Origin of the sequence: Microbispora sp. H10830 (assembly GCF_014161375.1) — a bacterium.
GTDB lineage: Bacteria > Actinomycetota > Actinomycetes > Streptosporangiales > Streptosporangiaceae > Microbispora > Microbispora catharanthi.
Map to the genome: position 1 here is coordinate 229,643 of NZ_JABBWX010000009.1, position 18,820 is coordinate 248,462.

General features: G+C 71.2%; 24 protein-coding genes. 11 read left to right on the forward strand and 13 right to left on the reverse strand.

Annotated features, from left to right (window positions below):
- Nucleotides 1-19 precede the first annotated feature (19 nt).
- The 5 genes from HHX35_RS23535 to HHX35_RS23555 form a co-directional block, all read right to left on the reverse strand.
- Nucleotides 20-820 (reverse strand): ABC transporter permease, encoded by an 801-nt coding sequence (locus HHX35_RS23535; RefSeq protein WP_182900907.1) that lies wholly within the window; start codon nucleotides 818-820, stop codon nucleotides 20-22.
- Nucleotides 817-1,506, reverse strand: coding sequence for a hypothetical protein (locus HHX35_RS23540; protein ID WP_182900908.1), 690 nt, complete (start codon nucleotides 1,504-1,506; stop codon nucleotides 817-819). Before HHX35_RS23540 ends, HHX35_RS23535 begins: the two co-directional genes overlap by 4 nt.
- 31 nt (nucleotides 1,507-1,537) lie before the next feature.
- Complete coding sequence (locus tag HHX35_RS44725) at nucleotides 1,538-2,464, reverse strand: anti-sigma factor (protein ID WP_182900909.1); 927 nt, start codon at nucleotides 2,462-2,464, stop codon at nucleotides 1,538-1,540.
- Complete coding sequence (locus tag HHX35_RS23550) at nucleotides 2,461-3,015, reverse strand: RNA polymerase sigma factor (protein WP_182900910.1); 555 nt, start codon at nucleotides 3,013-3,015, stop codon at nucleotides 2,461-2,463. The genes HHX35_RS44725 and HHX35_RS23550 overlap by 4 nt, the downstream gene beginning before the upstream one ends.
- A gap of 113 nt (nucleotides 3,016-3,128) precedes the next feature.
- On the reverse strand, nucleotides 3,129-4,007 hold the full coding sequence (locus HHX35_RS23555) for an RNA polymerase sigma-70 factor (protein WP_220505824.1): 879 nt from the start codon (nucleotides 4,005-4,007) through the stop codon (nucleotides 3,129-3,131).
- A gap of 257 nt (nucleotides 4,008-4,264) precedes the next feature.
- Between HHX35_RS23555 and HHX35_RS23560 the strand changes: the two genes are divergently transcribed.
- Both HHX35_RS23560 and HHX35_RS23565 read left to right on the forward strand, forming a co-directional pair.
- Nucleotides 4,265-4,750 carry a carboxymuconolactone decarboxylase family protein gene (locus HHX35_RS23560; RefSeq protein WP_182900912.1) on the forward strand — a complete coding sequence of 162 codons (486 nt, stop codon included), beginning with the start codon at nucleotides 4,265-4,267 and terminating at the stop codon, nucleotides 4,748-4,750.
- Nucleotides 4,751-5,008: 258 nt separating this feature from the next.
- Nucleotides 5,009-6,121 (forward strand): ABC transporter substrate-binding protein, encoded by a 1,113-nt coding sequence (locus HHX35_RS23565; protein WP_182900913.1) that lies wholly within the window; start codon nucleotides 5,009-5,011, stop codon nucleotides 6,119-6,121.
- A gap of 107 nt (nucleotides 6,122-6,228) precedes the next feature.
- Here HHX35_RS23565 and HHX35_RS23570 read toward each other — a convergent pair whose 3' ends face one another.
- Together HHX35_RS23570 and HHX35_RS23575 are read right to left on the reverse strand one after the other, a co-directional pair.
- A complete protein-coding gene (locus HHX35_RS23570) occupies nucleotides 6,229-7,182 on the reverse strand; it encodes a diacylglycerol kinase family protein (protein ID WP_182900914.1) in 954 nt (317 codons plus the stop codon).
- 29 nt (nucleotides 7,183-7,211) lie between these two features.
- Nucleotides 7,212-7,607, reverse strand: coding sequence for a DUF3224 domain-containing protein (locus tag HHX35_RS23575; RefSeq protein ID WP_182900915.1), 396 nt, complete (start codon nucleotides 7,605-7,607; stop codon nucleotides 7,212-7,214).
- A gap of 200 nt (nucleotides 7,608-7,807) precedes the next feature.
- On the opposite strand from HHX35_RS23575, the gene HHX35_RS23580 reads away from it, so the two are divergent.
- On the forward strand, nucleotides 7,808-8,497 hold the full coding sequence (locus HHX35_RS23580) for an ATP-binding protein (RefSeq protein WP_182900916.1): 690 nt from the start codon (nucleotides 7,808-7,810) through the stop codon (nucleotides 8,495-8,497).
- A gap of 27 nt (nucleotides 8,498-8,524) precedes the next feature.
- On the opposite strand, the gene HHX35_RS23585 is transcribed toward HHX35_RS23580, so the two are convergent.
- Nucleotides 8,525-8,974 (reverse strand): universal stress protein, encoded by a 450-nt coding sequence (locus tag HHX35_RS23585; protein WP_139572477.1) that lies wholly within the window; start codon nucleotides 8,972-8,974, stop codon nucleotides 8,525-8,527.
- A 184-nt stretch (nucleotides 8,975-9,158) separates the two neighbouring features.
- On the opposite strand from HHX35_RS23585, the gene HHX35_RS23590 reads away from it, so the two are divergent.
- The 3 genes from HHX35_RS23590 to HHX35_RS23600 are packed head-to-tail and all read left to right on the forward strand — an operon-like array spanning nucleotide 9,159 to nucleotide 11,669.
- Nucleotides 9,159-10,094: an ABC transporter ATP-binding protein gene (locus HHX35_RS23590; protein ID WP_310739257.1), complete on the forward strand. Its 936-nt coding sequence runs from the start codon at nucleotides 9,159-9,161 to the stop codon at nucleotides 10,092-10,094.
- Nucleotide 10,095: 1 nt separating this feature from the next.
- Nucleotides 10,096-10,869: an ABC transporter permease gene (locus HHX35_RS23595; RefSeq protein ID WP_182900917.1), complete on the forward strand. Its 774-nt coding sequence runs from the start codon at nucleotides 10,096-10,098 to the stop codon at nucleotides 10,867-10,869.
- Entirely contained in the window at nucleotides 10,869-11,669 is an 801-nt protein-coding gene (locus HHX35_RS23600; RefSeq protein WP_182900918.1) for an ABC transporter permease, read from the forward strand. Before HHX35_RS23595 ends, HHX35_RS23600 begins: the two co-directional genes overlap by 1 nt.
- Nucleotides 11,670-11,737: 68 nt before the next feature.
- Here HHX35_RS23600 and HHX35_RS23605 read toward each other — a convergent pair whose 3' ends face one another.
- Complete coding sequence (locus HHX35_RS23605; RefSeq protein ID WP_182900919.1) at nucleotides 11,738-12,469, reverse strand: TetR/AcrR family transcriptional regulator; 732 nt, start codon at nucleotides 12,467-12,469, stop codon at nucleotides 11,738-11,740.
- A 105-nt stretch (nucleotides 12,470-12,574) separates the two neighbouring features.
- Between HHX35_RS23605 and HHX35_RS23610 the strand changes: the two genes are divergently transcribed.
- A complete protein-coding gene (locus tag HHX35_RS23610) occupies nucleotides 12,575-14,218 on the forward strand; it encodes an ABC-F family ATP-binding cassette domain-containing protein (RefSeq protein ID WP_182900920.1) in 1,644 nt (547 codons plus the stop codon).
- 142 nt (nucleotides 14,219-14,360) lie between these two features.
- Here HHX35_RS23610 and HHX35_RS23615 read toward each other — a convergent pair whose 3' ends face one another.
- The 3 genes from HHX35_RS23615 to HHX35_RS23620 are packed head-to-tail and all read right to left on the reverse strand — an operon-like array spanning nucleotide 14,361 to nucleotide 15,553.
- On the reverse strand, nucleotides 14,361-15,062 hold the full coding sequence (locus HHX35_RS23615) for a 2-phosphosulfolactate phosphatase (RefSeq protein WP_182900921.1): 702 nt from the start codon (nucleotides 15,060-15,062) through the stop codon (nucleotides 14,361-14,363).
- Nucleotides 15,063-15,119: 57 nt separating this feature from the next.
- Complete coding sequence (locus tag HHX35_RS43700) at nucleotides 15,120-15,242, reverse strand: hypothetical protein (protein WP_259405310.1); 123 nt, start codon at nucleotides 15,240-15,242, stop codon at nucleotides 15,120-15,122.
- A complete protein-coding gene (locus tag HHX35_RS23620) occupies nucleotides 15,230-15,553 on the reverse strand; it encodes a VOC family protein (RefSeq protein WP_139572483.1) in 324 nt (107 codons plus the stop codon). The genes HHX35_RS43700 and HHX35_RS23620 overlap by 13 nt, the downstream gene beginning before the upstream one ends.
- 112 nt (nucleotides 15,554-15,665) lie before the next feature.
- Between HHX35_RS23620 and HHX35_RS23625 the strand changes: the two genes are divergently transcribed.
- The 4 genes from HHX35_RS23625 (at nucleotide 15,666) to HHX35_RS23635 (ending at nucleotide 18,257) form a co-directional block, all read left to right on the forward strand.
- On the forward strand, nucleotides 15,666-16,160 hold the full coding sequence (locus tag HHX35_RS23625) for a GNAT family N-acetyltransferase (RefSeq protein WP_182900922.1): 495 nt from the start codon (nucleotides 15,666-15,668) through the stop codon (nucleotides 16,158-16,160).
- A 251-nt stretch (nucleotides 16,161-16,411) separates the two neighbouring features.
- A complete protein-coding gene (locus HHX35_RS23630; RefSeq protein WP_220505767.1) occupies nucleotides 16,412-17,428 on the forward strand; it encodes a sensor histidine kinase in 1,017 nt (338 codons plus the stop codon).
- Complete coding sequence (locus tag HHX35_RS42695) at nucleotides 17,413-17,598, forward strand: hypothetical protein (protein ID WP_220505768.1); 186 nt, start codon at nucleotides 17,413-17,415, stop codon at nucleotides 17,596-17,598. Before HHX35_RS23630 ends, HHX35_RS42695 begins: the two co-directional genes overlap by 16 nt.
- Nucleotides 17,595-18,257 (forward strand): response regulator transcription factor, encoded by a 663-nt coding sequence (locus HHX35_RS23635; protein WP_182900923.1) that lies wholly within the window; start codon nucleotides 17,595-17,597, stop codon nucleotides 18,255-18,257. The genes HHX35_RS42695 and HHX35_RS23635 overlap by 4 nt, the downstream gene beginning before the upstream one ends.
- Nucleotides 18,258-18,295: 38 nt before the next feature.
- Here the strand turns inward: HHX35_RS23635 and HHX35_RS23640 are convergent, their stop codons facing one another.
- Nucleotides 18,296-18,745, reverse strand: coding sequence for a MarR family transcriptional regulator (locus tag HHX35_RS23640; protein ID WP_310739258.1), 450 nt, complete (start codon nucleotides 18,743-18,745; stop codon nucleotides 18,296-18,298).
- Nucleotides 18,746-18,820: the final 75 nt, after the last annotated feature.

An 18,820-nucleotide genomic window follows, 5' to 3' on the forward strand; every position in this document is an offset into this window, starting at 1 on the left:
CGGGGTGTCTTTCGGGAGGTCAGGCGGACAGGTTTCGGCGGCGCAGCAGTGGTGGGGCCAGGGCGAGGGGCGGGACGCTGAGCAGGAGGAGCAGGGCGATGGCCAGGATTGTCGCCGTGCCGCCGGGGTGGGGGCGCAGGAACTCCAGCCAGCCGTCGGCGCCCGCGTACAGGGCCCGCTCCCCCGTCAGCCAGGTCGCCGGGTAGTCGCCCAGGGGGGTCAGCAGGGTCCCGGTCAGTGAGGGGAACAGGTCGGGGTTGAGCATGTTGCCCCAGAACCAGTAGCCGACGAACAGCACCCGGAACAGCGGAGCGGTCGTCAGCAGCGGGCAGACGAGGGCGAAGGCGGCCACGAAGGCCAGCCCGGGGAGGGTGATCAGGGCGAAGGCGGCGGCAGCCCAGGCGAACAGGGCGGGGTCGTGCCGGTTGGCGGTCTCGCCGGCGGCTGCGGTGAGGAGGACCAGCGCGGCGGGGACCGCGGTGGAGGTCAGCCCGCCGAGGTACTTGCCGGCGACGAGTGCGCCCCGGCCGGTCGGGAGGCTTTCGAGCAGGGAGGCCAGGCCGAGGCGGCGGTCGCGGGTGAGGCGGTCGGCGAGCACCATTCCGAAGCCGATGGGCAGGAGGATGGACATCAGCAGGGCCCAGCCGGCCATCACCTCGCGGGGTGGTGTGCCGGGCGGCAGGTGGCGTGGTCCGCGGTCGCCCTGGGTGAGGGTGAGGACGACGGCGAGGGCGGCGGTGGTGATCCACAGGGACCGTTTGCGGATCTGCATGCGGAACTCGTAGCGGGTCACCGCCCACGTCTGTCGCGCGATGGTCATGTCTCCTCCTCGGTGAGCAGGCGTTCGGGGCGGCGCAGCAGGATCATGGCGAGGGCCGCGAGCAGGGCCCCGGAGGTGGCCAGCGCCGCGCGGTTGGCGTCCCAGTCGGTGGGGACGCCGATGCGGGTGGTCATGAAGAGGAAGAACGGGCGGAGCCCGGGGGTGGTGGCGAAGGACGTGGCGAACAGTTGTTCGCCGAGCCATACGGCGGCGACGGTCGTGGTGGCGAGCACGACGCTGCGTCCGAGTGCGGCGACCAGGAGGGCGAGCCCGGTGAGCCACAGGAGTGGGGCGGCCCAGACGAGGGGCGCGTACGGCAGGCCGGGCCCGTTCCACCAGCCGCCGATGGCGAGTGTGGCGGAGTAGGCGATGGACAGGGCGGCGCTGAGGCCGCCGAGGACGGCCAGGCGGCGGCCGAGGGTCGTGGTGTACGGGGTGGGGAGGGTGAGCTGGAGTTCGCGGCTGGGGTCGCGGGAGACGACGGCGACGGCGGCCATGCCGGCCGACAGCGGGATGAGCGCTTCCAGTCCGGTGAGCAGGATGCGTTCGAGTTGGGGGCGTGCGGTGCCGAAGGCCGCGGCGGTCGCCGTGAGGGCGAGGGTGGCGGCGAGCGCGGCGGCGGGGGCCGCGCATGCGGTCCAGCCCGCGCGGCGCAGTTCGTGCCGCCACAGGGGTAGGTGCTTCACGGGGAGTTGGTACCGGCGGGGGCGTGAAGGTTCATCGCCAGATGTGTCCGGTGTGCTGGGATCGGGGCAGGCGCGGGCTGAGCAGGAGTGTGGCGGCCACGAGGGCGGCGGCGGAGGTCAGTACGGCGGGGCCGGGTGTCCACAGGGGGTCGACGAGGCGGAGTACGGCGGGGCTGAGGCCGGTCGCGGCGGTCTGGCCGGTCGACAGGGCGCGGGCCAGCCAGAGGGCGAGGGCGGTGGTGACGCCGGCGGAGGGCCGGTAGAGGACGGAGAGGGCGAAGCTGGTGGCCGACAGGGGGACGAGGGGGCCGAACCAGGCGGTGACCAGTCCGGCCGCTCCCCCGCCGGGGGTGAGTGCGGACAGTGCGAGGGTGGCCAGCAGGCCGGCGGTGACGGTGGCGGTGAGCACGAGGGTGAGCCGGGCGAGCAGGACCACGCGGGGTGGGGTGGGCAGGGCGGCGGCGAGTTCGGCGGGCGGGTCGTTGTCGGTTCCGCAGGCTCCGGCGACGGCGAGCGCTGCCGCGAGCGGCACGGTCATGGCGAGGACCTGTGCGGCGTGGCCGGTGGGGGCGAGCGCGGCCAGGATGGCGCCGCCGGCGATGAGTGCGGCTGCGAGTGTCCAGACGGGCCATCGGATCAGGGTTCGCTGGCGGGTGAGGATGCCGAGTGCCCGGTGGAGGGGCCGGGTGCCGATGTCGCCCCGGTAGGCGGGGACGTGCCGCGCGCCGGGGGGGTTGGGGGTGGTGGTCAGGCGGCGGCGGATGGCGGCGAGCAGGTCCGGGGCCGGTGGGGCGACGTGTGCGGTGTCGTCCTGTACGGCGGTGGCGGTGCGGTGCCATGCGCGGGCCTGGGTGGCGCAGGCGGGGCAGGTGGCCAGGTGGGCGGCGACGGCGGCGGTGTCGTCGCCGGTGAGGTGGCCTGCGGTGTAGGCGGGCAGGTGGTGGGTGGGGTGGGTCATCGTGGTCTCCCCTCGACATCTACGGGCAGGGCTCTGGCCAGGGCGGCGCGGGCGGTGAACAGCCTGCTTTTGACCGTGCCGACGGGGATGTCCAGGATGTGGGAGATCTCGGTGTGGGACAGGCCGGCGGACAGGGCGAGGGTGAGGACTTCCCGGTGGGTGGCGGGCAGTGCGGTGAGCGCGGCGGCGACGGCGGCGGTGTCGGCGCGGGCGAGGGCCACGACTTCGGGGTCGGGTTCGGTGGATGGGAGGTGGGCGGCTTCGTCCAGGGGGCGTGGGGCGGGGCGGCCGCCGTTCATGCGTTTGAGTGCTTGGCGGCGGCAGATGCCGTACAGCCAGGTGCGGACGGTGGAGCGGCCTTCGTAGGATCCGGCCGAGCGCCAGACGGCGATGAAGGTTTCCTGCAGGGCCTCCTCGGCGGCGCCGCGGTCGCGTAGCAGTCCTTCGGCGTAGGCGAGCAGGGCGTGGGCGTGCCGGGTGTAGAGCTGTTCGAAGGCATGGTCGTCACCGGTGGCGACCAGTCGCAGCAGCCGGAGGTCCGTGTCGTCCATCGTTGGTGGGTACTGTGCCGGGTCGTGGGGGTTCGGCGCGAGGTGCTGTGATGTGCGTCACGGTCGTCGTCGCAGTCGCTCTGGGTGGCCGCTTTGCCGGCGGGGCGCCGGGCTCAGCGGCTCATCGTGGTCTCCCGCTCCATGTGCGACAGTTTTTCGGGGTTGCGTACGGCGTAGAGCCCGGTGATGAGGCCGTCGTCGATGCGCACCGTGATGACGGTGTCGATGTCGCCGTCGAGCCGGACGATCAGGGCGGGGTGGCCGTTGACGTGTGCCGGTTGCAGCGACGCCGCGGGGGTGATCCTGCTCAGCACGTGGGCCACCGTGCCGGCCCCTACGACGGGCGCCGACGCGGCCTGCTTGAGTCCGCCGCCGTCGCTCAGGAGGACGACGTCGGGGGCGAGGATGTCGAGCAGGCGTTGCAGGTCGCCGGTCTCGACCGCCTGCTGGAAGGCGTGGAGCGCGTCGCGGGTCGCGTTGGGGGAGACGACGTCGCGGGGCCGGCGGGCGGCGACGTGCGCGCGTGCGCGGTGGGCGATCTGGCGGACCGCGGCCTGGCTCTTGCCGACTGCATCGGCGATCTCGTCGTAGTCCAGATCGAACACCTCGCGCAGCACGAACACCGCCCGCTCGGTCGGCGACAGCGTCTCCAGCACCAGCAGCATCGCCATCGAGACGCTGTCGGCCAGCTCGACGTCCTCGGCCACATCCGGCGCCGTCAGCAACGGCTCGGGCAACCACGGCCCGACGTAGGACTCCCTGCGCCGGCCAAGCGTACGCAACCGTTTCAAGGCCTGGCGGGTGGCGATCCGCACCAGGTAGGCACGCTGATCCCGCACCGCGCCAAGGTCGACGCCCGCCCATCGCAGCCAGGTGTCCTGCAGCACGTCCTCGGCGTCGGCGGCCGAACCGAGCATCTCGTAGGCGACGGTGAACAACAGGTTGCGATGAGCGACGAACACCTCCGTGGCCGGGTCCACGAAGGAGTCCATGCGGCTGTCACGAGCGAGGGGCCCTGCTGCGTTCGTCGGTCGCTCGTCGCGTTCGGTCATCGCCGGTTCCTGTCTGTCGGTTCTCGACTGTGCCATGCATAGGAGGCCGGTCCTCACCGCTGTGTGACAGCCGTGTTCGGTGACACACGTCACAGGGCCGCGTTGTCACAGGGATCGGGTCGCCGGGATCTCTTGCTCGTCAGGACGCCGCGCCGCCGATCGGCGCGGTACGCCACGTCGCGAGTGAGGACCACGCCATGGAACCCCGTATCGATCTGATGACCAACGAGCTCGGCGCCAGGATCGCCAAGCGGATCTACAACGTCGCCCTGGCGATCCAGCAGTCGCCACTCCCCCAGGCCACGCAGGACCTGGTGATGCTGCGCGCCAGCCAGATCAACGGCTGCGGTTTCTGCATCGACTACCACACGAAGGACGCCACGGCCGCCGGGGAGAGCGCGGTCCGGCTCCACCTGGTCGCCGCCTGGCGCGAGTCCACTGTGTTCACCGAGGCCGAGCAGGCCGCGCTGGCGCTCACCGAGGAGGGCACCCGGATCGCCGACGCGCACCACGGTGTGTCCGACGAGACCTGGGACCGGGTGCGTAAGCATTACGACGACGACCAGATCGTCGCACTGGTGTCCCTGATCGCCATGATCAACGCCAACAACCGGCTCAACGTGATCGTGCGCAATCCGGGCGGCTCCTATGAACCCGGCATGTTCGCCGGCATGGCCGGCTGAAAAAGCGTCATGGTGGAAACCCTTCGCCGTGACTTCGGTGGCGACGTCGTCGAACCGGGGGCGGCGGAGGGCACCGGCCTCGGGAAACACGATCCTTGGCCTTTCCTCCGCACCGGTTGGCGGTGGTGGATGCAACGTCAGGCATGGTCATCCGGATGCGTCCGCTAGGGCGAGACGGGATGAGCGCGTACGATCGGGCCTTGCCGCTCTGCGATCCGGGCATAGTGCAACGAGTTGTTACATGGGAGACGCCAGCGCATGAACAGGCCACCGTCGCCACCTGGAGCGGAGCGGGCCGACGGATCGTGCGTCCAGATCGGCGCTCTCGTTCCGCTGACTCGGCCTGGTTGGGTCGAGGCAGGCAGGCACTTGCTCGCTGGACTCGAGTTGGCCGTTCGCGAAGTCAATGACGCCGGCGGGATCGTCGGACGACCACTCGAGCTGGTGGTGCGAGACAGCACGGCTGATCCGCACAGGGCCGCGGCGGCCGTGGATGAATTGACGCGCCTGGGCGTGGCTGCCTTGGCGGGGGAATATCACAGCGTCGTCGCCCGTGCCGCTGCCGCCAGGGCCGACGCCCACGGCCTGCCGTTCCTCTGCTCGTCGGCGGTTCTCGACGCGCTCACCGAACAGCCGACGGAATGGGTCGCGCGCCTCGCCCCGGCGCAGTCCCACGGTTGGGGGATCTACGCGGACTTCCTCCTCCGCGCGGGCCACAGGCGCATCGTCGTAGCAGCCGAGCCGAGTGTCTACTGGGCGGCTGGGGCCCGTATTCTGCGGGACTACCTCGCTCCACGCGGCGGCACCGTCATCGAACTCGACGTGCGCGGGCGTACCCCCACGGCCGTGTGCGACGAACTCGTCGACAGTCGCGCGACAGCCCTCCTTCTTCTGGTGGGCCATCCGGAGCCGGCGGTGCCGATCGTCACGTCTGTCCGCCGCGACCAGCGCCTCGCCGAGATCATGATCGGTGCTCCGGCCGGGCAACCGGAGTTCGCCGAATGGGCGATGTTGCTGGGCGACGACGGCGCCGCGATCCCGTTCTTGCGCTACCTGCCCGAGCGCCTCAGCCCACTCGGTGCACGAGTCGAGACGGCCCTCCGCGAGCGGCTGGCCGAAGCGCCCTCCTTCGTCGCCTTCGAGGGGTACGACGCGGTCGCCGTCCTCGCCGATGTGCTGCGTTCCCAGGGCGTGGACCGGGCGCGCACCGCCGGATCCTGGCCGCGCGTCGCGGTCGAAGGCACCCGGGGGCGGATCCGGTTCTCCCGCATGCCAGGTATCAGCGTGTGGCAATGGGCGTGGACGCCGATCCAGGTCGTTGATCGAGATCCGGCGGAACCCGGTCGCTTTCGGATCCTTCACGCCGGCTGAGAGAGACAGGGTGATCGGCGGGTGCCTGGCGACGGTGAGGCGCCCGGCCAGTTCGGACGGTTGGCGTCGTCCCTGGACCGGGCGCGGAGCGTCCGGGACCCGCCTGGTCAGGCGGTGGTGTCGGGCAGGCACACGGTGACGGCCTGGGGCACGACTTTGACCGTGATGCGCTTGACCCGGTCGCGGGCTCCCCCGTCCAGTTCGTACGCCATGGGAGTGCGGAGTTTGACCGATACCTTCCTGGCGCGGGTGATGCGGACGAAGGGGGATTTCTCGGCGTTGCCGGCGCTCATGCGGCCGAGGGCGCGGGCCCATTGGATGGGGCCTTCCGCGGTGGAGACGCCGACTTCGAGCCAGCCGTCGTCGTAGCGGGCGTCTTCGAAGACGTCGATGCCGCCGGTGACGGTGCCGACGTTGCCGACGAGTACGCAGCTGGCGTCGCCCTCGAACCAGTCGTTGTCGTCGATTTTGATTTTCATGGGGGTCACGGCGCCGCCGACATGGCGCAGGCCGGTCCAGATGTAGGCGAAGCGGCCGAGGCGGTCCTTGAGGCCTCGGTCGGCGTCGGCGATCATCTCGGCGTCGAAGCCGACGCCTGCCATGACCGCGAAGTGCTCGCCGTTGATCTTGCCGAGGTCGAGTTTGGCGCGGCGGCCCTCGAAGCCGATCCGTACGGCCTCGGGGAGGTCTTCGGGGATGCCGAGGTTGCGGGCCAGGAGGTTGGCGGTCCCGGCGGGGACGATGGCGACGGCGGCGTCGCTGCCGGCGAGGGCGTCGACGCAGCGTTGCACGGTGCCGTCGCCGCCCCAGAGGAAGAACAGCTCGGCGCCGTCCTTGAGGGCCTGGCGGACCTTCTTGGGGGCCTTCTTGCTCTTGGGGACCTCATACCAGAGCAGGTCGTCGACGTCGTAGCCGGTGATGAGCTTGCGGAGCTCGTCGAGGCCGCCGCCGACGGTCTTCTTGCGGTGCGCGATGACGGCGACGCGGGGTACCGGAGTTCGGGGGGTGGCAGGCGCGGCGGCGGGGTCGTCCGCGGGCCGCCGGTCAGCGGATTTCACCATGGACCGGCGGCTACCCGGATGGGGGCCGATTAGGCCTCGGGGAGGGTGTAGTCGAGGAGGTAGTGGTGGCCGTCCTCCGCGCGGATGGTGCCCTCGCCGGTGAGGCCGGCCAGTTCGCCGGTGCCGCTGGTGGGGACGATCTGCCATTTCATCCACTGTTCGCCGTTGTGGCTGGCCGCGCTGTGCTGGAGTACGAAGGTGCCCTTGCGGCCGTGGAGGGTGCCTTCGACGTGTTCGACGCCGACGTAGGCGGCGGGCCCGTCAGGGGTGACGACGGTGAGGATTTCGGTGGTGCTGGTGCCGACAAGGTCGCCGTGGAAGGTCTTGGTGATGTGGTTGCGGCCGAAGGTGGCGCCTTCCTTCTCCTCGCTGGCCAGGTCGGTCCAGTTGGTGATGTCGAAGGTGCCGGTGGCGTGTCCGTTCATATGTCCAGCGTGCCGCGTGTTCCTGTCATCTTGTGTCAGGTACGGCGGTGTCCGATGGGTGAGCGGCAGGAGAAAGTTAGGCGAATGCCGTGAAGCCCGTCACTTTGCAGCCGTTCATGACAGATGATCGGAGGCATGGGTTTTCCCCGACCGGCCGTCCCGGTCCTCGCCGGCCGGTTCGTCCAGGTCCGGCCGGCGCGATGCTGATCTCTCCCTTCCCTTCGCAGGAGGGCCGCAGGACGGCCTACAAGGTGTTCGGGTCGGCCGCGACCGCCCCGCGCCGGGCGCGCGCGTTCGTGCGGTGCCAGTTGCGGGGGTGGGAGCTCGCGGATCTGGCCGAGACGGCGGAGCTGGTCGTCTCCGAACTGGTGACGAACGCGGTGCGGGCGACGGACGCCGTGGTCAGCCCGCCGGTGGCCTCGTCGATGTTCCCGGTGGCCCTGCGTACGGTGGCGCTGCGGGTCCGGGTGGCGCCGGGGCTGCGCAGCCTGTTCATCGAGGTGTGGGACGTCAGCGAGCGCGAGCCGGTGCCGCATGGCGAGGGGGGAGGCGAGCTGCGCGAGAGCGGCCGGGGGCTCGCGCTGGTCGGCAGCCTGGCCCGGCGCTGGGGCCACTATTCGGCGCCGGATCGCGGCAAGATCGTATGGTGTGAGCTGGCCATCTCGCCGGTGGAGGGGGCGCGTCCGCCGGGGGCGGCGGCTGCTCCGGCCGCCGATTCCGCGCCGCGCGGGCGGCCTGCGGCGTCGACGGGGGCGTTGGCGGGGGCGCTGCCGCGGCGGGGGCGGCGGCATCCGGTGGGCGCGCGGGCGGACGGTCCGGACGAGGCGACGTTGCTGCGGGTGCTGGAGGGCCTGCGGGCGCTGGACGTGTCGGGCCCGGAGCGTCGCTGAGCCGGGGCCCAGTGGATGTGCGGTGGGTCAGGGGACGACGGTGACCGGCCACCGGCCGGTGCGGACCAGACGGAGCGCGACCGAGCCGATGAAGCGGTGGCCGGCCTGTGTGGAGGCTCCCACCACGACCGCGTCCGCCCTGATCTCGTCGGCGATCTTGGCGAGGACGCCGGCGGCGTCGCCGTACTCGGTGCGGAAGGTGTAGTCGACGCGTGAGTGGGCGGTCTGGGCGAAGCGCTCCACTTGTGTGCGCAGGTCCGCGGCGACCTCCTCCCCCGCCTCGATCACCGAGGCCGACGCGGCCGGCATCATCGTGCTGATCGTTCCGGGGTTGGTGACGTAGACGAGGACGACATGCGAGCCCTGGCGGCGGGCGAGCCCCCAGGCGTACGCGGCGGCGCGCAGGGAGGTTTCCGAGCCGTCGATGCCGACGAGGATCACTCGTGGGCCGTCGGTGCCCAGCTCGAACGTGTTCACGCAAGTCAGCGTACGGCCACCGGGGGGCGTCCGGATACAGGGCCGGGCCTGGGGCGGGTCCTGGTGGATCAGGTGCGGCGTGACGGTGTCCGCGGCGTCGCCGGGGAGGCGGGGCAGGGCCCGGCCGGGCGGCGCGGATAACCTGTTGCGGAAGTGTCGGGGCCGTTGGTTAGGGTCTCGGATCGTGGCTGATCAACCTCTGATCTACGCGCGTGGCCTGGTAAAACGCTTCGGGGAGTTCACCGCCGTCGACGGGATCGACCTCGACGTGGCGCCGGGAGAGGCGTTCGGTTTCCTCGGGCCCAACGGGGCCGGCAAGTCCTCGACCATGCGGATGATCGGGTGTGTGTCCACGCCGACCGCCGGGGAGCTGCGGATCCTTGGCATGGACGCGGTGCACGACGGGCCGAGGATCCGCGCGCGTCTGGGGGTGTGTCCCCAGCTCGACAACCTCGATCCCGATCTGACCGTGCGGGAGAACCTGGTGACGTACGCCCGCTATTTCGGGCTGTCGCGGGCGGAGAGCCGCAGGCGGGCCGACGAGTTGCTGGAGTTCGTGCAGCTCGGCGACCGCGCGGGCGGGAAGGTGGAGCCGCTGTCGGGGGGCATGAAGCGGCGGCTGACGATCGCGCGGGCGATGGTGAACGATCCTGATCTCGTGCTGCTCGACGAGCCGACGACGGGGCTTGACCCGCAGGCCCGTCACCTGTTGTGGGAGCGGTTGTTCCGGCTCAAGCAGCGGGGCACCACCCTGGTGCTGACGACGCATTACATGGACGAGGCGGAGCAGTTGTGCGACCGGCTGGTCGTGATGGACGGCGGCAGGATCGTGGCGGAGGGGTCGCCGAGGGCGCTGATCGCGACCTATTCGACGGCCGAGGTGGTCGAGTTGCGTTTCCCCGGCATGCCGGAGGCGGGGCCGCGGTACGCGGCGGCGCTGGAGGGGGTGGGCAAGCGGGTCGATCCGCTGCCCGACCGGGTGCTGGTCTACGTGGACGACGGCGACGCCGCGCTGGCCGAGATCCAGCGGCGCGGGTTGGAGCCGTCGAGCGTGCTGGTGCGGCGGTCGACGCTGGAGGATGTGTTCCTCCATCTGACGGGCCGGACGTTGGTGGACTGAGATGGCCGTGACCCATGGAGTGCATCCGACGATCGCGGTGCTGGAGCGGCACCTGACCCTCTACCGGCGGTTGTGGCAGGCGTCGGTGTTCTCCTCGTTCGTGCTGCCGGTGCTGTTCCTGGTGAGCATCGGCATCGGTGTCGGGGGTTATGTCGGCAGGGTGCAGGGGGTCGATTACCTGCCGTGGATCGTGCCGGGTGTGCTCGCGTCGACGGCCTTCCAGATCGCGGTGGGCGAGTCGACCTATTCGGTGCTGGGCGACTTCAAGTGGGTCCGGGCCCATCACGCGATGCGGGCCACGCCGGTCGGGCCGGCGGACATGGTCCGGGGCCATCTGCTCTACCTGGTCTTCCGGGTGACGATCGCGGTCGTGGCCTTCCTGGTCGTCGTGGTGTTCTTCGGCGGGCTGCATTCGCCGTGGGCGCTGGTCACCCCGCTGGTGTGCGCGTTGCTGACGGTGTCGGTGGCGGCGCCGGTGACGGCGTTCGCCGCCACGATCGATCACGACAGTTATTTCTCGCTGCTGTTCCGGTTCGTGGTGATCCCTTCGACGTTGTTCGCGGGGGTGTTCTTCCCGGTCGAGCAGCTCACGGCGGTGTTTCGCCCGCTGGCGTACGCCTCGCCGTTGTGGCATGCGGTGGAGCTGTGCCGGGCGGCGACGCTCGGCGCGGCCCCGGCCTGGCCGGTTCCGGTGCATGCCGGATATCTGCTGGTGTGGGCGGTGGCGGGTCTTTTCCTGGCGGTGCGGGCGTTCCGCCGGAGGCTGGAGGACTGATGGTGACGACGCTGGTGGTGTCCCGGGTCTCCCTCGGCCGGGTGGGCGCCGTCATCGGCCGCAACGTGGGGGCGCTGCGCTCCGGGCCGTCGTACTGGATCGTGCTGCTGTCGGGCTTCTTCGAGCCGCTGCTGTATCTGCTGTCGATCGGTGTCGGCGTCGGCGCGCTGATCGGTGAGCTGACGGTGGGCGGGCGGACCATGTCGTACGCGTCGTTCGTCGCGCCGGCGATGCTGGCGGTGTCGGCGATGTCGGGGGCGCTGGCCGAGACGACGTTCAACTTTTTCTTCAAGTTGAAGTACATGAAGACGTTCGAGGCGGTGCTGGCGACGCCGGTGCGGCCCATCGAGATCGCGGTGGGCGAGCTGGTGTGGGCGATCGCCCGGGGCTCGCTCTACACCGCGATCTTCCTGGTGGTGATGGTGGTGATGGGGCTGGCGGAGCCCGGCTGGGCGCTGGCCGCGTTTCCGGCGACCGTGCTGGTGGGGCTGGCCTTCGGCGGGCTGGGGATGGCCGTCAGCACGCTGATGCGCGGCTGGCAGGACTTCGACCTGATGGGCACCGGGCAGTTCGCGTTGTTCCTGTTCTCCGGGACGTTCTCCCCCGTGCAGGACTACCCGGTCGGGGTCGAGGTGCTGATCCAGCTCACGCCGCTCTACCACGCGGTGGAGCTGGTGCGCGGCCTGTGCATGGGCATGCTGGGGTGGGGGCTGCTGGGGCACGCGGCCTACCTGGTCGTGCTGGCCGGGGCGGGAGTCTGGTTCGCCTCCCGGCGCCTGACCCGGGTCCTGTGCGACTGACCCACACGCCCGGGTTTCCCCCGAACCCCGGATCCCGGCGTCGAAGAGTGCGGGGGTAGCAGGCCGCGTCAGGTGTCCGTACGCGGCGCCTCGCCGGTGGCCGCGCCGGCCTGGATGCCGGCCTGGATGCCGTCCAGGAACCAGTCGAGGCCGATGGCGAAGCTGGTGTCCCAGTCTCCGTCCGCGACCAGGGGGCCATGGGCGGCGAGGACGGGATAGCGGTCGCTCTTGGCCTGGAACTGCTCACGGGCGGCCTGTCCGGCGGCCTGCTGTCCCCTGGCCGTCCAGGTCGCCTGCATGAGCGCGCTTCCGATGACGTAGTTGGACAGCCCGTACGCCGCGGCGGTCAGGTGGGGTTCGACGACCCCGGCCTTCACGAGAGTGGCGTACAGGAACTCGCTGCGGGCGAGCACGTTGGGGCCGAGCATCGGGCGGCCCAGCAGCGCGGCCGACCAGGGGTGCTCCAGGAGGACGGCGCGCCACCCGCCGATCAGCGCGGTGACGGCGGCGCGCCAGTGCCCGCCGTCTTCGCCGGGGATCTCGACGGCCGCGAAGATCGCGTCGAGGACGAGGTCGAGGACGTCGTCCTTGGTCTTCAGGTGCCAGTACAACGTGGTCGAACCGGTGCCGAGGCGCTCGGCGAGCCGGCGCATGGTCAGCCGGTCGGCGCCTTCCTCGTCCAGGAGGGCGACGGCCTCCTCCACGATGCGGTCCCGGCTGAGCGGGGGCGCCTCGCGCGCCGCCCGCGCGGGCGGTCGCAGCCACACGTCTCCGGCCGATCCCGAGCCTTTCCCCACCACTTCCGGTCCTCCTCCTCGTCCGAGGCGAGTCTAGTATGGCGATCGAGTGCCGGATCATTGATCCGGTGACCCGAACGTTGGTCCGGAGGGGTGGGAGGAACGACGGTGGCGGGACATGTGGAGGTGGACCGGCTCACCTATGTGCTGCCGGACGGGCGGCTGCTCCTGCACGAGGTGTCGTTCCGCGTCGGCGACGGCGTCAAGGCCGGGCTGGTGGGGCCGAACGGCGCGGGCAAGACGACCCTGCTGCGGCTGATCGCCGGGGACCTGCGCCCGGACGACGGCCGGGTGGGCCACTCGGGCGGGCTGGGGGTGATGCGGCAGTTCATCGGCGGTGTCCGCGACGACAGGACCCTGCACGACCTGCTGCTGTCCGTGGCTCCGGAGCGGGTCAGGGCCGCCGCGGCGGCCCTGGGGCGGGCGGAGTCGGCGGTGGCGGCTTGTGACGAGGAGTCGGCGCAGCTGGCCTACGCGCAGGCGATCGGCGACTACGCCGACGCCGGCGGCTACGACATGGAGGTGGTGTGGGACACCTGCGCGACCGCGGCGCTGGGCCTGCCCTACGACGTGGTCCGGCGACGGCCGGTGGGCACGCTGTCGGGCGGGGAGCAGAAGCGAATCGTGCTGGAGGCGCTGCTGCACGGCCCGGACCAGGTGCTGCTGCTGGACGAGCCGGACAACTACCTGGACGTGCCCGCCAAGCAATGGCTGGAAGGACGGCTGCGTGCCACCTCGAAGACGGTGCTGCTGGTCTCCCACGACCGGCGGTTGCTGGCCGAGGCCACGGACCGGATCGTCACGGTGGAATCGCGCGGCGTGTGGGTGCACGGCGGGGGTTTCGCCACCTACGCCCAGGGCCGCCGTGACCGCATCGACCGGCTGGAGGAGCGGCGCCGCCGCTGGGACGAGGAACACGCCAAGCTCAGGCGTCTGGTGCAGACCCTCCGGCAGACGGCGGCCAACAACGACGCGCTCTCGTCCGCCTACCGGGCAGCCGGCACCCGGCTGGAGCGGTTCGAGGAGGCGGGCCCGCCCGAGCGCCCGCCCAGGCGGCAGAACGTGCGGATACGGTTGCGCGGCGGCCGGACCGGCAAACGCGCCGTCGTCTGCGAGGGCCTGGAGCTCACCGGGCTGATGCGGCCGTTCGACCTGGAGATCTGGTACGGCGAGCGCGTGGGCGTCCTCGGGTCGAACGGCTCGGGCAAGTCGCACTTCCTGCGGCTGCTGGCCGAGGCCGCGGACGGTGCGGTCACCCCGGGCGCGCTCACCTCGGTGCGCTACAGCGGTTCCGTACGGCTGGGCGCGCGGGTGGTGCCCGGCCACTTCGTGCAGACCCACGCCCGGCCCGAGCTGCACGGACGCACCCCCGCCGAGCTGGTGACGTCCGAGTATGCGCTCACGCTCAACGACGCGATGGCCGCGCTGGCCCGCTATGAGCTCGCGCCGGCCGCCGGGCAGCGGTTCGAGACCCTGTCCGGCGGGCAGCAGGCGCGGTTGCAGATCCTGCTGCTTGAACTGTCCGGTGCGACCCTGCTGCTGCTGGACGAACCGACCGACAATCTCGACCTGGCCAGCGCCGAGGCCCTGCAGCAGGGGCTGGCGTCCTTCTCCGGCACGGTCCTGGCCGTCACCCACGACCGCTGGTTCGCCGCCGACTTCGACCGCTTCCTCGTCTTCGGCGCCGACGGGACCGTGTACGAGAGCGCCGAGCCGGTGTGGGACGAGGCCCGTGTGCGTCGTGGCCGCTGACGCCGTGCCCTCAGGGCGGCGTGATCGTTCTCGCCCGTGACCGAGTCTGTGACCGAGTCTGTGACCGAGTCTGTGACCGAGTCAGGGGGGCGCTGCGGCTGCCGCGTTCCCGGCGGTGGCGAGGGCCGGACCTCACCAGCGATCAGATCGAAGCCTCGTCGGTCAGCGAGGGCACGGCGCACGGGCGGAGGACCATGAGGAAGTCCTCCAAGGCCGCCACCATGGCAAAGGGGAACCGGTCGAGTTCGAGACAGAGCGCGACATCATCAGGATGGGCTCCTTGACGCACGCCCTCCGCCAACTCGGCAGCGGCGCGTGACTCACCGGCGCGGCGGAGGAACTCAACCGCATCCGCCCCGGCCCCGGTGGCCCTCTGGGCGATGTATTGAGCGCACGCCAAATCTTCATCGGCGCGCCCGTCGTCGCCGGTGACCACGAACGTGACGCTGCCGCACTCGCGTGTCCGCAAGAGCCGAGCCGTCGCCTCCGCCACCACGAAGCCGGCGCACAGCACGAGCGACGCCTCCTTGACCGCAAGGGCGCCGACCGTCCCTGCCGTGGTCTTCTGCACAACGGTCCGCCCGCCAAGGTCAACGGACCGCAGCAGGCCCGGCGAGTTGACGGCGTCGAACCCGGCCGCGGGCGGACCGTCCTTGAGCGCCACCCAATCCGGGTGGCGAGCCTTGAGCGCCAGGGCTTCGTCCAGCGACTCAGCGAGAACGATCTTTTCCGCCCCCCGGGCGAAGGCCCAGGCAGCCACTGTGAAGGCACGCATGACGTCGACCACGACCGCCGTGGACGGGGCTTCGACCAGATCAGCGATGCCAAGGAAACGAACGTCCATCCGGCCATGATCACACAAGCCCGATCCGAAGCACCCAGACAGTGACGATGCATCGCCTTACCGGCCGCGCGGGCCGGGCACCGCCGCGGCCGTGGCTGTCGGCTCCAGCTCCAGGCGGCTGTTCATGTCCAGCGCGAACCGGCCCGACAGGTCCGCGACAGGTCCGCTCAGGACACGCACACGCAGAACTCGTTGCCTTCGGGATCCCGCCAGACCTGCCAGAGATCCTCATGCATCTCCCCTGCCGGGGTGGCTCCGAGCGCGGCGGCGCGGGCGACCGCGTCGGCGAAGTCGTCGGTGACCAGATCCAGGTGGATGCGGTTCTTCACGGTCTTGGGTTCGGGGACCCGCTGCAGGGCCAGATCGGGACCGAGGCTGATCCAGTCGTCCTCACGACGGGTGATGTCCCGCTCCAGCAGCCGGCTCCAGAACCCGGCCAGCCCGTCGAGGTCGTTGGCGTCGATGACCACGCCACCCACGCGAATGCTCATTCTTCCCTCTCGGCGTACGGATCGATCATGTCCGGGCCCGTTGTCCAGGCCGGCCCGGATCTCGACCATGGCAGAAGGAGGATCTTCCGAGAAAGAGCGAGGGGGCACGAGCATGAGCCCGGTTGTCATACGCCGTCTCAGCGGTGAGGACTGGCGTACCTGGCGCCGTATGCGTCTGGCGGCACTCGCCGACGCGCCCGGCATCTTCCACGGGGACCTGGAGGAGGAGCGGGCCTACGACGAGGCGCGGTGGCGCGCGTGGACCGAGGACGGTGTCAAGGTGGCCGCCTTCGACGTGGACGTGCCTGTGGGGGTGGCCGCGGGGCGTGTCCCGGCAGACCGGGCCGGGGCCGTGGAACTATTCGGCATGTGGGTGTGTCCCCGGCTCAGAGGAGGGCGGATCGCCGAGCGGCTGGCACTGGAGGTGGTGGCCTGGGCGCGCGAAACAGGACGTTCCCGGGTGGAGCTGTGGGTCGTCTCGGGCAACGATTCGGCCGAACGCGTCTACCGGCGGCTCGGATTCGACGGCACGGGCGAGTACGAAGTCCATCCGCGTGACCCGGGCCTGCGCAAGTACGTCATGGCCAAGGGCGTCGGCGAAGGGTGACGACTGCTCCCCCGGTCGCTCCCAGGGGTGTTGCCGGCGACGCCGTTCCGGCGCGTCTGCAGCGCGTGCGCGCCCAAGGGCGCCGTGGGCGGCACTCGTGCGGGCCGGGTTGGCCCGTGGGCGTACGTCCCCGGGCCGATGCCGCGTGGGCGGCGGCCCGGTTAGTCTCGCGGCATGGACCCCGTAACGGCCACCCCGTTGGCTGCGCGCGTCGCCTACCGCGGCCTTGCTCCCGGCAGGGCACACCGCCGATGACGAGAACGAAGGCCATGGCGTGGGCGGGGGGCGCCTCCTACCTCCTCATGGTGGGTCTGCTGGTGTGGGGCGCGCCGCAGGCGCCGGGCACGGTCCACGCCGCCGGTTCCCTGCTCGCCGTGAGCCTGCTCGCCGGCATGGTGCGGCGGATGCCGCTGTCGGCTCTGGCGATGACGCTCATCGGATCCACCGCCGTGGTGGTGGGCCCACCGGGCTCCGCCTATGAGAGCCTGGCGGCGTCGTATCAGGGCCAGTTCCTGTCGCTTCTGGCGGTGGACCTCGTCCTGGGCTTCGTCGTCGCCACCTGCGCACGCCGGCCCTCGATCGTCGCCGTGGCCGCGTCTTTCACCGTGCAGCTTCTGCTGATCGGCGGCTTCACGTACGGGGGGGACCTGATCGGCAACGGGGTGATCGCCCTCCTGGCCATGTCCGCGGCCTGCATGGCCGGTCTGCTGACCCGCGAGCGTCGCGAGCACGCGGCGGCGCTGCGTTCGCAGGAGGTGGCCGAGGCCGTGACCGCGGAACGGCTGCGGATCGCGCGGGAGTTGCACGACATGGTCGCGCACAGCATCGGCATCATCGCCATCCAGGCCGGTGTGGGGAGCCGGGTCATCGAGACCCAGCCGTCGGAGGCCGGCGAGGCGCTGCGCACCATCGAGGCCACCAGCAGACAGACCCTGTCGAGCCTTCGGCGCACGCTTGTGGCGCTGCGTCAGGCCGACGGGGGCGCGATCGGGTCGGAGCGCTCACCGCTCGCCCCCTCGCCTGGCCTGGCGAACGTCGAACAACTGGCGGCGGCGACCGGGGACGCGGGGGTACGCGTCGACGTGCGCCGCAGCGGGCAGCAACGTCCTTTGCCGGCCGACATCGATCTGGCCGCCTACCGCATCGTGCAGGAGGGGTTGACCAACGTGATCCGCCACGCGGACACCGGCTATTGCCGGGTGGCCATCGACTTCGGGGATGAGGAGCTGTCCGTGGAGGTCGTCGACGACGGGTGCGGCGCCACCTGAACGGATCGGCAGCCCGGCCGACTCAGGGCTTCGGCATCGTCGGCATGCGGGAGCGGGTCGGCCTGCTCGGCGGCCACCTCAGCGCCGGGCCGCGCCCCGAGGGCGGTTTCCGGGTAGCAGCCCGGCTGCCGCTGCCCGAACCCGCCGGAGTCGCGGTGGAGGCCCGATGACGGTCAGGATCCTGCTCGCCGACGACCAGCCGCTGGTGCGGTCCGGGCTGCGCGTGCTCATAGCCGACCACCCCGACCTGGAGGTCGTCGGTGAGGCCGCCACGGGCTCCGAAGCGGTCCGGCTCGTCGGCGACCTCGGCCCCGACGTGGTGGTGATGGACATCAGGATGCCCGGCATGGACGGGATCGAGGCGACCCGCCGGATCACGGCCGGCGCGGCGACGACCCGCGTCCTCGTCCTGACCACCTTCGACGAGGACGACCACGTTTACGGCGCGCTCCGGGCCGGCGCGAGCGGCTTCGTGGTCAAGGACATGGCGCTGGACGACATCCTCACGGCGATCCGCGTGGTCGCCGCCGGCGACGCCCTGATCGCGCCGAGTGTGACGCGCCGTCTGATCGCGGACTTCGTCGGGCGCCCCGGCGCTGCCCCCGGGCGCTCCCCGCGGCCTATCGAGGGAATCACCGAGCGGGAACGGGAAGTGCTGACCCTGATCGGACGCGGCCGGTCGAACACCGAGATCGCGGAGGACCTCTTCATCACGGTGGCCACGGCCAAGTCGCACGTGTCACGGCTGCTCACCAAACTGGGCGCCAGAGACCGGGTCCAGCTCGTGATCTCCGCCTACGAGATGGGGCTCGTGACGCTGCCGCGCTGATGGCGTCCTCCCCCGCCGGAGCTGGACGCGGGTGTTCCTCACTCCCCGTCCTCACCGGGGCCGGGGGGTGGTGCGGATGCGGTCATCCGTTCGATGATCTTCTTCAGTGCGCTGTTCAGGTGGCGCCGCTCCTCGTCGGTGAGGGTCGCGGTGGCGTGTTCGGCCAGCAGGCGCCTGGCCTCGGCGATCGGCTGTTGCGCGGCGCGGGCCTTCGGGGTCAGGTGCAGCCGGACGAGCCTGCCGTCCACCGGGTCGCGGCGCCGCACGAGCAGTCCGGCCGCCTCCATCCGGGTGGCGGTGTTGACGACGGTCGGGGTGGTGACCTGCAGGCGGGCCGCCAGCTCCCCCGGCGTCAGCCCGTCGGTCTCCCAAAGGACCTCCAGCACGAGGTTCTGGCCCACACGCACGCCATGGCGGCTCATGGCCTCGTCCGCCGCCGCCCTTAACAGCTTCTGCGCCCGCGTGAGCAGCCTCAGCACTTCGGTCACCTGGCCATTCTACGATTCGTTTGCCTGCTAGTGATCTCACTGTTACGCTGATCATTAGCTTGCTATCGACTTGGA